We start from the raw sequence: 13455 nt of genomic DNA on the forward strand, positions 1-13455 counted from the left end.
CGAACGAAGGAAACCGGCGGCACGGCCGCCAGGCTCAGCAGGTGCCCAGGCCCAGCTGCAGCAGCGCCAGGCCACCACGCTGCCAGCCCCACCAGGCGAGCAGCGCCAGCGCGCCCAGTAGCAGGGCACCCGCCGCGCCGAGCCACAGCCGACGCATCAGTTGGCCTGCGCCGCGCGCAACCTATCCACCGGCTGCTCGCGAATCGGCCAGTTGAGCACCGCGGCGATCAGGCTGAGGGCGATCGCGATCTGCCAGACCAGGTCATAGCTGCCGGTACGGTCGTACAGCCAACCGCCCAGCCAACCGCCGAAGAACGAGCCCAGCTGATGGAACAGGAAGGCGATGCCACCGAGCATGGACAGGTTGCGCACGCCGAACATGGTAGCCACCGTGCCGTTGGTGAGCGGCACCGTGGACAGCCAGAGCAGGCCCATGACGATGCCGAACGCATAGGCGCTCCACACGCTCAGCGGCATCAGCAGGAAGACGCTGATCACCACCCCGCGGATCAGGTACAGCCCGGCAAGCAGCTTCGGCTTGGAGTAGCAGCTGCCGAGCCAGCCGGCGGTGTAGGTGCCTACCACGTTGAACAGCCCGACCAGCGCCAGCACGGTGGTGCCGACCTGCGCCGGCAGGTGCTGGTCGACCAGATAGGCCGGCAGGTGCAAACCGATGAACACCACCTGAAACCCGCAGACGAAGAAACCCAGCGCCAGCAGGCGGAACCCCGAATGACCGACCGCTTCGCGCAGCGCCTCACCCAGCGACTGCTGCGTTCCGGCCGCCGCCGGCGCCTGAGCGGGGCTGCGCATCATGCCGGCGAGCGGCACGATCAAGGCGACCAGCAAGGCCAGCGCCAGCAATGCCGAGGACCAGCCCAGCCATTCGATCAGCCCCAGGCTACCCGGCAGCATGATGAACTGGCCGAAGGAGCCGGCCGCACTGGCGATACCCATCGCCATGCTGCGCTTCTCTGGCGGCACCGCGCGGCCGACAGCGCCGAGAATCACGGAAAACGAGGTACCCGACAGGCCCAGGCCGATCAGCAGTCCGGCGCTGAGGGTCAGCGTCGCTGGCGAATCGGACATCGCCATCAGCGCCAATCCCACCGCATAGAGAATGCCGCCGATGAGCACGGCACGTGCGACGCCGAAGCGATCGGCCAGCGCACCGGTCACCGGCTGCACCAGCCCCCAGATCAGGTTCTGCACGGCAATGGCGAAGGCGAACACTTCCCGCCCCCAGCCGAACTCAGCACTCATCGGCGGCAGGAACAGGCCGAAGCCGTGCCGCACCCCGAGGGAAATGGCGAGGATCAGCGAACCACCGGCGAGTATCCAGGCAGCATTGCGCCATGCAGCAGTCATAGAAACGTACCCTGTTGAGAGGGCAGCCAGTCTACTCGCGGCGGCTACCCTTCCGGCAAGCCCGATTTGCCTCGGGCCGCCGCATGCCGCCTGGTTTGGCGTTAGAGGATCGTCAGTCCCAGCGCCATCAGCAGCGGTGTCGCGACGCTGATGCCCGCGTTCAGCCCCAGGGCAGGCAACAGTCGCTGCGGCCGGTGCCACAGCAGCCAGGTCGCGCGCAAAGCCAGCGGCAGACAGAGCAGCCCCAGACCGGCGCCGGAAATCTCGGCCTGATAGAGCGCCAGCAGCAACGCGCCGTAGGCCAGCAGCCATTGGCCGATGACCACCCACAGCGCACCGTCGCAGCCAAGCTGCATCGGCAACGTACGCCGGCCCACCGCCCGATCCGCCTCGACGTCCGGAAACTGGGCGAGCAGCAGCAGGTTGTTGCACAACAGCAGCGGCGTCAGGGTCAGCCACAGATCGCCTGCGCTCGGCGGGCCGGCCAGGGCGATGCGCGTCCCCAAGACCATCAGGGCGAAGCCCAGTCCAGGGGCGAACAGGCAGAGCCAGGGGTGCCGTGTCAGCCAGGGCGTGTAGCCAACCACCAGCAGCAGGCCGACCACTCCGAGCGGCGCCAGGCTGCTCAGCAGCTGTGGCTTGCGCAAGAGGAAGGACAGCCCGATCAGCACGCAGAACAGCAGACAGCCGAGCCCGAGCAGCAGTGTGCGACGCAGCAGGTGCGGCAGGACCACGAGCGTGCCGCTGCCGCCGCTGAACGCGGTGCGACGGGTTTGCAGATCCAGCCCGCTGCGGTAGTCGCCCCACTCGTTGAGGGCATTGACCGCCACATGCGCCGCCAGGGCGCCGAGCAGCACCAGCACGGCTTCGCCGATCACCAGTTCCCCGCCGGGCGCACTTGCCGCCAGGGCGATGCCGAGCGCCACGCAGCTCAGCGTCAGGAGGAGGAAACGCCCACGCGCGACGCCCAACCAGGCCAGGAATTCATTGTTCACATGCCATACCCCGCAAAGCCGATGCAGTCAGCAGGCTAGCGCTGCATGCGATCCCCGACATTGATCCGTGTCCGCTACCCTGAGCAGAACCGGCAAGCGCTCATGCCCGTGCTCTCGGGTAAACTGCCGCTCCTGTTGCATTCAGCCCGCGAGTTCGCCATGCCCATCCGTCACTGCATCGTCCACCTGATCGAGAAAAAACCGGACGGCACACCTGCCGTTCTCCACGCCCGCGATTCGGAGCTGGGCGAATCGCAGGCCATGGAGAACCTGCTGGCGGACCTCAACGAAAGCTACAACGCCAAGCAGGGCAAGGCCTGGGGCTTCTTTCACGGCGAATCCGGCGCCTATCCGTTCAGCGGCTGGCTGGCGCAATACATGGAAGGCAGTCAGGACTTCACCGCCTTCAGCCGCCAGGCCGTGGAACACCTGCAGAAGCTGATGGAAGAGTCCAATCTGTCCACCGGTGGTCACGTGCTGTTCGCCCACTACCAGCAGGGCATGACCGACTACCTGGCCATCGCCCTGCTGCATCACAGCGAAGGCGTGACGGTGACCGAGTCGCTGGATGTGGCGCCAGCCAAGCATCTGGACCTGGGCCAGCTGCATCTGGCAGCACGCATCAACATCTCCGAGTGGCAGAACAACAAGCAGTCGAAGCAGTACATTTCCTTCATCAAGGGCAAGAACGGCAAGAAGGTCTCCGAGTACTTCCGCGATTTCATCGGCTGCCAGGAGGGCGTTGATGCCCCCGGCGAGACGCGCACCCTGCTCAAGGCGTTCAGCGACTACGTGGAGAGCGAGGACCTGCCGGAGGAGCAGGCCCGCGAAAAGACCTCTGCATTGGTGGACTACGCCAGCACCCAGGCCAAGCTCGGCGAGCCGATCACCCTCGAGGAACTGTCCGGGGTGATCGACGAGGACCGGCCGCGGGCCTTCTACGAGCACATCCGTAACAAGGATTACGGCCTGTCGCCGGAGATCCCACCGGACAAGCGCACCCTCAACCAGTTCCGCCGCTTCACCGGTCGCGCCGAAGGGTTGTCGATCAGCTTCGAATCGCACCTGCTGGGCTCGAAGATCGAATACGACGAGGACCGCGACATGCTGATCATTCGCCAGCTGCCCACCCAGCTCAAGGATCAGCTCAAGCGCCGCAAGGACTGAACCCACCATGCGCCTGCCGGACAGCCTGCTCGATGACTGCCTGTGCGACCCCAGCGCCCCGCTGGGGCATGATCCGGCGCGGGACTACGGGCTGGACAGGCCGCAGGCACAGACACAGCTGGCCGGGCTGAAAGAGTGGCTGCGCGAGCAGCAGAGCATGCTCATGGCCAATCGTCAGGACGCCCTGCTGCTCGTCCTGCAGGGCCCCGACTGCGCAGGCAAGAACGGCGTGGTGCGCCGCGTGCTCGCCGGCCTCGACCCGCTCGGGATGTCGGCCATCGGTTTCCAGGCACCGACTCCGGACGAGCGCCGCCAGGGGTTTCTCCAGCGCTACCGGGAGCGCCTGCCGGCCCCTGGCACGCTGGGCGTGTTCAACCGCAGCTACTACGAGGCGCTGGTCAGCGATGTGCGTGACGGCCTGTGCGCGGTGGCGGACCTGCCGCAACGCTACGGAGCGATCGCCGAGTTCGAACAGCGGATGCACGCGCAACGGATTCATCCCCTCAAGTGCTACCTGCAGCTCTCGCTCGGCGAGCAGAAGCGGCGGCTGCATCGCCGTCTGGATCATCCGGAAAAACGCTGGAAACTGACCCTGGGCGATCTGCGCGACCATCGCCACTTCGCCGATCACCAGGCGCAATGGGCCGAGGTGCTGGGGCGCACCCACCGCGACGCGGCACCCTGGTACGTGATTCCTGCCGATCATCGCTGGCTGCGCGACCTTATCGTCGCCAGCCTGCTGGCCCGTGAGTTCGAACGCTTGGCGCTGAGCTGGCCGAGCCGCCCGGCGCCGTTCAGCCATGCAGATCTGGACGGCACACCATGAAGCGGTTCGCCTGGTTGCTATGGCTGCTGCCGATGCTGGCCCCGGCGCAGGACGGCGGCACCGCGCCCGAGCTGTCGGTGGAAGCGGTGCGCTTCACCGTGGCCAACGCCGAGTTCACCCTGATGCACGAGATGGGGCACCTGCTGATCAGCGAACTGCAGCTGCCTGTGCTTGGCCGCGAGGAGGACGCCGCCGACCAGCTCGGTTTCATGGGCCTTTTCCTGTTGCAGCAGGAACAGCACCGCGACGATTTCTACGCCAAGCTGATGGACGTCGCCGATTACTGGCGTATGGAATGGCAGAACGCGGAACGCGACGGCTCCCCGGTACCGGTCTGGGACAGCCATGCGCTGGACGCCCAGCGCTTCTACAACATCGCCTGCCTGGCCTACGGCAGCGACCCTGATCGGCTCGACTGGGTGCTGGAAGTCAGCGGCCTGCCGGTGGAACGCGCGCTGTACTGCCCCGACGAATACGAGCAGGTCGCCCATGCCGTGCAGTGGTTTCGCGAGCACTTCGGGCGCAGCGCCGCGCAACCGCTGCGACACCGCATCAAGGTGGTCTACGACACCCCTCCCGCGCACCTTGCAGGCGGTACCGAGCTACTGGAGAAGATCCGAGCCAGCGGTGAGCTGGAAGCGGTGGCGGCCAAGGCCAGCGAAGCCTTCGCCCTGCCGCGGGACCTGACCCTGCGCATGTCCACCTGCGGCGCCCCGGACGCCTGGTTCAACCGCATCAGCGGCGAACTCACGCTGTGCTACGAGCGCATCGCCTATTTCCGCGATCTGGCCGCCGAGCTGCCCAGCGTGCACCAGGCGGCCCCGGCGGCGCAGTAGGCCTCAGCGCGCCTCGATGCGATAGCCGCTGCGCGGGAAGTGCACATGCACGACGCCGGCGCGATCGTCGCTGCGGCGCAGGATCAGCTCTTCCGCTCCGGCGAACACCAGCTCGCCCTCGACCGGATCGGCCCCATAATCCACCGCGGCGATCGTCACCGGCTGGCCTTCCTGGAAACCGTTGGGATCGGCGAACGCCTCCTCGGGCAGCGCAGCCGGTTCGGCCTCGCGGGCCACGCGCACGGCATCCTCGCCAGACATCTCGCTGCTCGAGCCATGGCCGACGCCCAGCACCTTGCCGAGCCATGCACGGATCTCCGGATAGTCGTCCACCAGCGGTGCGGTGACCGGCGTCGCGCGCAGGAACCAGAGGCAGTGCGCGACGGCGAAATCCGCCAGCGAAGGCGCAGCGCCCAACAGGAACTCGCCCTCCTCGCGCGCCAGTTGCTGCTGCAGGCGCGACATGAACACCGGCCAGTCGCTCTTGGCCTGCTCCAGCGGCACCCGGCTCACCGAGCCGTTGGCGAACAGCTGCGCGCGGTCCTTGCTGAACACCTGGACGAACTCCTTGGGCACCTGGGCGAAACGCAGCGCCATGGATTCGGGCTGGAAGACCAGGCTCACGGCATTCAGAAACAGTACCGAGTCGGCCCATTGAGCGAGCGTCGCCGCGGTGAATTCCTGACCTTCGGGGAACAGCGCCGGAGTGGCCTTCTCCGCTTCCAGCCGACGAGCGATCAGCGCCGTGTCGCAGTAGATATCGGCGCCGACCTGCAACACCGGCGTACGCCGGTAGCCCCCGGTCAGCGCGGTGAGATCCGGCTTGGGCATGACCGGCGGGATCATCACCGAACGCCAGGACAACTGCTTGAATCCGAGCATCAGGCGCGCCTTCTCGGCGAAGGGCGAGGTGGGATAGTGGTGCAGGATCAGCTCGTGCATGACAGGCTCCGCCAGAGGAAGTGTCGAGATGCCCCGTGAAGCGGAGCATCGTCGTGGAAAGATGCATCAGCTTAGACGCTCCGCTCGGGCGAGCCTACCGGCTGATTAGGGCGTCATTCACGCCACGGGCCCGGCCTGGCTGACCAGGCGTTCCTTGGCCCGCTTGTCCAGTCGCTTGATGGCGATTTCCCGGCGCAGCGCGTCGCCCTTGCTGGCACAGGCCTCGACGTAGACCAGTGCCTGCGCCGGGCTGGAATGGAAGAAACGCGCCCCGCGCCCGCGCTGGTGCTCGGCGAAACGCCGCTGGGCATCGTCGCTGATCCCGCAGTACAGCGCGCCATTGGCGGCACGCACCAGGTAGACGAACCAGGGTTTGGGCAGGACCTCGGTCATGTTTGGCAACGATCTCGGCGACGACAACGGCAGGGCCGGCATTATGCCCAACTGCCGCGCTGCGGTCGTCCACCAGGCCCGCCTAGCAGAGAGGCCGAACGCTGTCCAGATATGGTGGCGGTTCGCCTTTGCGTATACTGCGCCGATGTTTGCCCATACCCTGTTCCGCAAGCGCTGCGCCATCTGGCTGTTGGCGATCGGAATCTTCCTGATGCTCGGCAGCTGCGCCGAAAAGCCCAGCGAGCTCGAGCGCATTAAGGAGGAAGGCGTACTGCGCGTGATCACCCGCAACAGCCCTTCCACCTATTTCCAGGATCGCAATGGCGAAGCCGGCTTCGAGTACGAGCTGGTCAAGCGTTTCGCCAGCACCCTGGGCGTCGAACTGCAGATCGAAACCGCCGACAACATCGACGACATCTTCAGCCGTCTCAACCGTCCCGGCGGCCCGGCACTGGCCGCTGCGGGACTGGTCGCCAGCGAAGGCCGCCAGGAACTGGCGCGCTTCACCCGCTCCTACCTCGACGTCACCACCCAGGTCGTCTACCACAGCGGCCAGCGCCGACCGACCAGCCCGAAGGATCTGATCGGCAAGCGCATCCTGGTGCTCAAGGGCAGCAGCCAGGCGGAGAAGCTGGCCTCGCTGCAGGTGGAGTACCCCGAGCTGCGCTACGACGAATCCGATGCGGTGGAAGTCGTCGACCTGCTGCGCATGGTCGATGAAGGCCAGATCGACCTGACCCTGGTGGAATCCAACGAGATGTCCATGAACCAGGTGTATTTCAGCAACATCCGCGCCGGCTTCGACGTCGGCGAACAGAACAGCCTGGCCTGGGTGGTCGCCAAAGGCGAGGATGACAGCCTGCTCAAGGCGGCCGACGCCTTCCTCGAGCAGGCCCAGCAGAACGGTACGTTGCAGCGCCTGCGCGAGCGCTACTACGGCCATGTCGACGTGCTCGGCTACGTCGGCGCCTATGCCTTCGCCAAGCACCTGCAGCAGCGTCTGCCACGTTATGAAAAGGCCTTCCGTGAAACCGCCAAGGAACATGGCATCGACTGGCGCCTGCTGGCTGCGATCGGCTACCAGGAATCCCACTGGCAGCCGGAAGCCACCTCCAAGACCGGCGTGCGCGGGCTGATGATGCTGACCCTGCGCACCGCCAATGCCATGGGCGTGACCAATCGCCTCGATCCGGTACAGAGCATCCAGGGTGGCGGCAAGTACCTGGTGCAGGTGCATGCCAGCCTGCCGGAGAGTATCGAGGAGCCGGACCGCACCTGGTTCGCCCTGGCCGCCTACAACGTCGGCGGCGGCCATCTGGAAGATGCACGCAAGCTGGCCGAGGCTGAAGGGCTGGACCCCAACAAGTGGCTGGACGTGAAGCAGATGCTGCCACGCCTGTCGCAGAAGCAGTGGTACAGCAAGACCCGCTACGGCTATGCCCGCGGCGGTGAGCCGGTGCACTTCGTGGCCAACATCCGCCGCTACTACGACATCCTCACCTGGGTGACCCAGCCGCAGATGGAGGGTCAGCAGCTGGCCAAGAGCGAGCTGCACATCCCGGGCATCAACTCCACCGACCTCATGGAAGAGCTGCCGCCGCTCTGACCCCTACGGCGCCGTTTCACCTCAAGACGGGCCGACGCCCATGCGTCGCAGCAGCGCCTTCTCGATCTCCAGGATCAGCAGCACCGCCACGCCGGCCATTACCACCAGCATGCCGGTGTCCAGCGGCAAGGCCTCGGAGGCGAACAGCGACTGCATGAACGGCGCGTAGGTGAACAACAGCTGCAGGCCGAACACGCTGAACACCGCCACCAGCACCCGCGGCGTGCCTTTCACGCCCTGCACCGTGAAGGACGGCGCCTTCAGGTAGCGCACGCTGAACAGGTAGAACACCTCCATGCATACCAGCGTGTTCACCGCAACGGTGCGCGCGGCCTCGACCGTCGCGCCCTGCGCCAGCATCCACTGGTACATGCCGAAGATCCCGACCAGGAACAGCGCCGAGACGAAGAAGATCCGCCAGATCACGAAGCGCGACAGCATCGGTTCGTCCGGTCGCCGCGGCGGGCGCTGCATCACGTCCGCCTCGGTCGGCTCGAAGGCCAGCACCATGGCCAGCGCCACGGAGCTGACCATGTTGACCCAAAGCACCTGAACCGGCGTGATCGGCAGCGCCAGGCCGAGCAGCACCGCCAACAGCAGCGACAGCGACTCGCCGCCGTTGATCGGCAGCAGGAAGGTCACGGTCTTGCGCAGGTTGTCGTAGACGGTACGCCCTTCTTCCACGGCATGCGCGATAGAGGCGAAATTGTCGTCCGCCAGCACGATGGCGCCAGCCTGCTTGGCCGCCTCGGTCCCCTTCATGCCCATGGCCACGCCGACGTCGGCCTGCTTCAGCGCCGGCGCATCGTTGACGCCATCGCCGGTCATGGCGACGACCTCGCCATTGGCCTGCAGCGCACGTACCAGACGCAGCTTGTGTTCCGGGCTGGCACGGGCGAACACCCGTGCCTCGGCGACGGCCTGGCGCATGGCAGTGTCGTCCATCAGCTCCAGCTCCGGGCCGGTGATCGCCTTGATGTCCTCGCCCATGCCCAGCTGCCGGGCGATGGCGCTGGCGGTCACACCGTGGTCACCGGTGATCATCACCACACGAATGCCGGCCGCGCGGCACTGCGCCACCGCCCGGATCGCCTCGTCACGGGGTGGATCGATGATGCCCACCAGGCCGAGCAGGGTCAGCCCGCTGGCGACATCGGCATGCTCGAGGTCCTGCTTGCCCACGCCCAGCCGACACCGGGCGAAGGCCAGTACCCGACGCCCGGCGCGCGCCTGCGCCTCGATCTGGTTGTGCCAGTGCGCCTCATCCAGCGAGCGCTCGACGCCGTCGGCCTCCAGCTGCTGCGAGCACATGGCCAGAATGCGTTCCGGCGCGCCCTTGACCAATACCTCGCTGCCCGCCTCGCAGGCATGCAGCGTCGCCATGAACCGATGCTCGGATTCGAACGGAATCACGTCCAGCCGCGGCCGGTCGACCTGCACTACCGTCGGCGAAAGCCCGGCCTTCATCGCCAGAGTCAGCAGCGCGCCCTCGGTGGGATCGCCAGCCAGCACCCAGTGCTGTTCCTTTTCGTGCAGGCTGGCGTCATTGCACAGCGCGGCGGCTTCGACCAGCGCGGCCGCCGCCGGCGAGTGGGCAGCCAATGCTGCCGCATCGACCGCCGAACCCTGCAGCAGCAGGCTGCCGGTCGGCGCGTACCCGGCCCCCTCGACGTCCAGCGACTGGCCGGCACAGATCACCTCCTGCACGGTCATCTCGTTGCGCGTCAGGGTGCCGGTCTTGTCCGAGCAGATCACCGTCACCGAACCCAGCGCCTCCACCGCCGGCAGCCGACGGATCACCGCGTTGCGTGCGGCCATACGCTGCACACCGATCGCCAGGGTGATGGTCATGATCGCCGGCAGTCCTTCCGGGATCGCCGCGACCGACAGGCCTACCGCGGCCATGAACATCTCACCGGCCCCCATGCCACGCACCAGCGTGCCGAACAGGAACAGCAATCCGCCGGTGGCGAGAATGAAGAGGGTCAGGATGCGGCCGAAGTCCTGCATCTTTCGCAGCAGCGGCGTGGTGCCCTGCTCCACCGCTTCGAGCATGCGGCCGATACGGCCGATCTCGGTGGCGGCGCCGGTGGCAACCACCACGGCCCGCGCCTGGCCCTGGGTGACCAGGGTGCCCGCATAGCCCATGCAGATCCGGTCGCCGATGGCCGCGTCATCGGCCACGGCATCGACCTGCTTGTCCACCGGCACCGATTCACCGGTCAACGCCGCCTCGTCGATGCGCAGGTTGCGCGCCTGCAGCAGTCGCACATCGGCCGGCAGGCTGTCGCCGGACGCCAGCAGTACCACATCACCGGGCACCAGATCGGCAGCATCGATGTCCTGCTGCCGGCCGTCGCGCAGCACCACTGCGTGCGGCGCCAGCAGATGGCGGATCGCCTGCAGCGCCTTTTCCGCCTTGCCTTCCTGAACGAAGCCGATGGCAACGTTGAGCACCACCACCGCAATGATCACGAAGGTGTCGACCCAGTGCCCCATCAATCCGGTGACCAGCGCCGCGGCGATCAGCACATAGAGCAGCACGTTGTTCAGATGCCGCAGCACGCGTTGCCAGACGCTGGCCGGCTTGGCTTCGTCGAGCCGGTTGGGACCGTAGCGGAGCAGACGCTGCGCGGCCTGCTCGTGCGTCAGGCCGGCAGTGGTGGAGTCCAGCTCCAGCAAGGCCTCCTCGGCCTGACGGGCGTGCCAGCGGGTCGATTGGATCTGCTGTTCGGGCATTGGGTCCTCCAAGGCGGATGATTCGTTGCCGGGCGCACTGCAAAACTAGCCCATGAGAGCCGAAACAGAGCGGTTCTGACCATCGCAACGAAACGGCTTGCAACACTCGGGCAGTGGTCGATTGCCGCATGCCGGCCCGCTGCGCGCGAAGCTGGTCCTCGCGCTATTCTTGCCCACGTCATGACCTTCGAGATTGCTCCATGCCAAAGAACATACTGATTGTCGGCGCCTCCCGCGGCCTGGGCCTCGGCCTGGCGAAGCAGTTCTCCAGCGCAGGCTGGCAGGTGATCGCTACCGTCCGCGATCCACAGCGTGCCGAAGCGCTAAACGGGTTGCCGCAGCTGCGCATCGAGACCCTGGACATGGACGACGCGACCAGCGTCGATCAACTGGCCGCACGCCTGGCCGGCACCCCGATCGACGTCCTGTTCGTCAACGCCGGCATCGCCGGGCCGCAGGACAAACCGGCCACCGAAGCCAGCCAGGCGGAAGTCGGCCAGCTGTTCTTCACCAACGCCGTCGCTCCGGTGCGCCTGGCCGAACGACTGTTGCCACTGGTGAACCCGGATCAGGGCGTGGTCGTCTTCATGAGTTCCATTCTCGGCAGCGTCGAAGTCGGCCCAGGCATGGGCATGGACCTCTACGGTGCGAGCAAGGCCGCGCTGAACCACATGACCCGAACCTTCGTTGCCAAGCTCGGCGAGACGAAGCTGACCGTGCTGTCGATGCATCCGGGCTGGGTCAAGACCGACATGGGTGGCGATCAGGCCCCGCTGGATGTCGAGACCAGTGCTCGCGGCATGGCCGAGCAGGTGACGCGGGCGATCGGCCAGGGCGGGCATCGGTACATCGACTATCTGGGGGACGCGCTGCCCTGGTGAGCAGGCAAGACCGTGATCGACCGTGAACGGACTCACCCCGGTGTCCCGGTCGCGGCCGGGACCGCTCCGCTAACCGGCCCTTGGCAGCCCCTGTGGCATCCCTTATCTTTCCGTCCGCGGCACAAGCAACCCCCTCCGCCCCTGGATCAGCAGACAGGGCATAACTGAGCTGGCTACTCTGAACTCAACCCTTCAGGAGAAAGCCGGCCATGCCTGCTGACCGTATCTGGATCAAGAATCCGCTTGCCCTGTTCACCGCCAACGACCAGGAAGCCCCGGGTGGGCTGGTGGTCGAGAACGGCGTCATCGTCGAAATGCTCGCCGCCGGGGCCTCGCCCGCGCTGCCGGTGAACGAGATCTTCGACGCCCGCGAACACGTCGTGCTGCCGGGGCTGGTCAACACCCATCACCATTTCTACCAGACCCTGACCCGCGCCTGGGGGCCGGTGGTCAACGAGCCGCTGTTCAACTGGCTGCTGACCCTCTACCCGGTCTGGGCACGGCTTACGCCGCAGGCGCTGCAGCTGGCGAGCAAGGTGGCGCTGGCCGAGCTGCTGTTGTCCGGCTGCACCACGGCGGCGGATCACCACTACCTGTTTCCGGGCGGGCTCGAGGACGCCATCGACATCCAGGTCGGGGCCGTCCGCGAACTGGGCATGCGTGCCATGCTCACCCGCGGTTCGATGAACCTGTCCAAGGAAAACGGCGGCCTGCCATGCAAGAGCGTGGTGCAGGACGCCGAGGCCATCCTCGCCGACAGCGAGCGGCTTATCGACCGCTACCACGAGCGCGGCGACGGCGCGCAGATCCAGATCGCCCTGGCGCCCTGCTCGCCGTTCTCGGTCACCACCGACATCATGCGGACCTGCGCAGAGCTGGCCGAAGCGCGGGACGTGCGTCTGCATACCCACCTGGCCGAGACCCTGGACGAACAGGAGTTCTGCGCGAAACGCTTCGGCATGCGCACCGTGGACTACCTGCAGAGCGTCGGCTGGCTCGGCCCGCGGACCTGGCTGGCCCATGGCATCCATTTCAACCAAGTGGAAATTCACCGCCTGGGTGCAGCCGGTGTGGGCATCTGCCATTGCCCGAGTTCCAACATGCGTCTGGCCTCCGGCATCTGCCACACGCTCGAGCTCGAGGACAAGGGCGCCATCATCGGCCTGGGCGTGGACGGTTCGGCCTCCAACGACGCCTCCAACATGATGCTCGAAGCGCGTCAGGCGTTGTTCATCCAGCGCCTGCGCTACGGCGCCGAGAAGATCACCCCGCAGAAGGTGCTCGGCTGGGCGACCCGCGGCTCCGCGCGCCTGCTCGGGCGCAGCGACATCGGCGAGTTGGCGGTCGGCAAGCAGGCCGATCTGGCCCTGTTCAAGCTGGACGAACTGCGCTTTTCCGGCAGCCACGATCCCATCGCCGCGCTGCTGCTTTGCGCCGCCGACCGTGCCGACCGGGTGATGATCGGCGGTAAATGGCGCGTCGTCGACGGTCAGGTCGAAGGCCTCGACGTGCAGGGACTGATCGCCGATCACCAGCAGGCGGCCCGGCAACTGGTAAACGGCTAAACAACCACGATCGAGGCTTGCACCAAAGCTGGGCTCCATGGATTACTGGCGCACCAGCGCAAGTCTCGATCGGGCCTCGGCGTCGCGTCGAATCGGCCGCAATCCGGCACAACGAAGGTATCTGTCCAGTTGGTCAG

Annotated in this window: 12 protein-coding genes; 6 read left to right on the forward strand and 6 right to left on the reverse strand. The window is 66.6% G+C overall.

Features of this window, described 5'->3' with window-relative positions; all coding sequences use genetic code 11:
- Positions 1-34: 34 nt before the first annotated feature.
- From ACVRRC_RS13650 to ACVRRC_RS13660, 3 genes are all read right to left on the reverse strand, one after another.
- Positions 35-157, reverse strand: a complete 123-nt coding sequence (locus ACVRRC_RS13650) for a hypothetical protein (protein ID WP_013983667.1) — start codon at positions 155-157, stop codon at positions 35-37.
- Positions 157-1368, reverse strand: a complete 1212-nt coding sequence (locus ACVRRC_RS13655; RefSeq protein ID WP_045158924.1) for an MFS transporter — start codon at positions 1366-1368, stop codon at positions 157-159. Before ACVRRC_RS13655 ends, ACVRRC_RS13650 begins: the two co-directional genes overlap by 1 nt.
- A gap of 101 nt (positions 1369-1469) precedes the next feature.
- Positions 1470-2363, reverse strand: a complete 894-nt coding sequence (locus tag ACVRRC_RS13660; RefSeq protein WP_014597414.1) for a prenyltransferase — start codon at positions 2361-2363, stop codon at positions 1470-1472.
- Positions 2364-2522: 159 nt separating this feature from the next.
- Between ACVRRC_RS13660 and yejK the strand changes: the two genes are divergently transcribed.
- From yejK to ACVRRC_RS13675, 3 genes are read left to right on the forward strand one after another with little or no spacing between them, the layout of a single operon-like run.
- On the forward strand, positions 2523-3530 hold the full coding sequence (yejK, locus tag ACVRRC_RS13665) for a nucleoid-associated protein YejK (RefSeq protein WP_020307039.1): 1008 nt from the start codon (positions 2523-2525) through the stop codon (positions 3528-3530).
- A gap of 7 nt (positions 3531-3537) precedes the next feature.
- Complete coding sequence (locus ACVRRC_RS13670; protein WP_045158921.1) at positions 3538-4356, forward strand: polyphosphate kinase 2 family protein; 819 nt, start codon at positions 3538-3540, stop codon at positions 4354-4356.
- A complete protein-coding gene (locus ACVRRC_RS13675) occupies positions 4353-5192 on the forward strand; it encodes a DUF4344 domain-containing metallopeptidase (protein ID WP_017246460.1) in 840 nt (279 codons plus the stop codon). The genes ACVRRC_RS13670 and ACVRRC_RS13675 overlap by 4 nt, the downstream gene beginning before the upstream one ends.
- 3 nt (positions 5193-5195) lie before the next feature.
- Here ACVRRC_RS13675 and ACVRRC_RS13680 read toward each other — a convergent pair whose 3' ends face one another.
- Together ACVRRC_RS13680 and ACVRRC_RS13685 are read right to left on the reverse strand one after the other, a co-directional pair.
- Positions 5196-6134, reverse strand: coding sequence for a glutathione S-transferase family protein (locus ACVRRC_RS13680; RefSeq protein WP_017246461.1), 939 nt, complete (start codon positions 6132-6134; stop codon positions 5196-5198).
- 117 nt (positions 6135-6251) lie between these two features.
- Positions 6252-6527, reverse strand: a complete 276-nt coding sequence (locus ACVRRC_RS13685) for a GIY-YIG nuclease family protein (protein WP_014597419.1) — start codon at positions 6525-6527, stop codon at positions 6252-6254.
- Positions 6528-6672: 145 nt separating this feature from the next.
- On the opposite strand from ACVRRC_RS13685, the gene mltF reads away from it, so the two are divergent.
- Entirely contained in the window at positions 6673-8133 is a 1461-nt protein-coding gene (gene mltF / locus ACVRRC_RS13690) for a membrane-bound lytic murein transglycosylase MltF (RefSeq protein WP_017246462.1), read from the forward strand.
- 21 nt (positions 8134-8154) lie between these two features.
- On the opposite strand, the gene ACVRRC_RS13695 is transcribed toward mltF, so the two are convergent.
- Positions 8155-10872 carry a cation-transporting P-type ATPase gene (locus tag ACVRRC_RS13695; protein ID WP_472997117.1) on the reverse strand — a complete coding sequence of 906 codons (2718 nt, stop codon included), beginning with the start codon at positions 10870-10872 and terminating at the stop codon, positions 8155-8157.
- A 200-nt stretch (positions 10873-11072) separates the two neighbouring features.
- Here ACVRRC_RS13695 and ACVRRC_RS13700 point away from each other — a divergent pair, with 200 nt between their 5' ends.
- Positions 11073-11753: an SDR family oxidoreductase gene (locus ACVRRC_RS13700; protein WP_045632549.1), complete on the forward strand. Its 681-nt coding sequence runs from the start codon at positions 11073-11075 to the stop codon at positions 11751-11753.
- A 209-nt stretch (positions 11754-11962) separates the two neighbouring features.
- Positions 11963-13318, forward strand: coding sequence for an 8-oxoguanine deaminase (locus tag ACVRRC_RS13705; RefSeq protein ID WP_061374190.1), 1356 nt, complete (start codon positions 11963-11965; stop codon positions 13316-13318).
- Positions 13319-13455 lie beyond the last annotated feature (137 nt).

The sequence above is a fragment of the Stutzerimonas sp. LR2 genome (assembly GCF_055755175.1).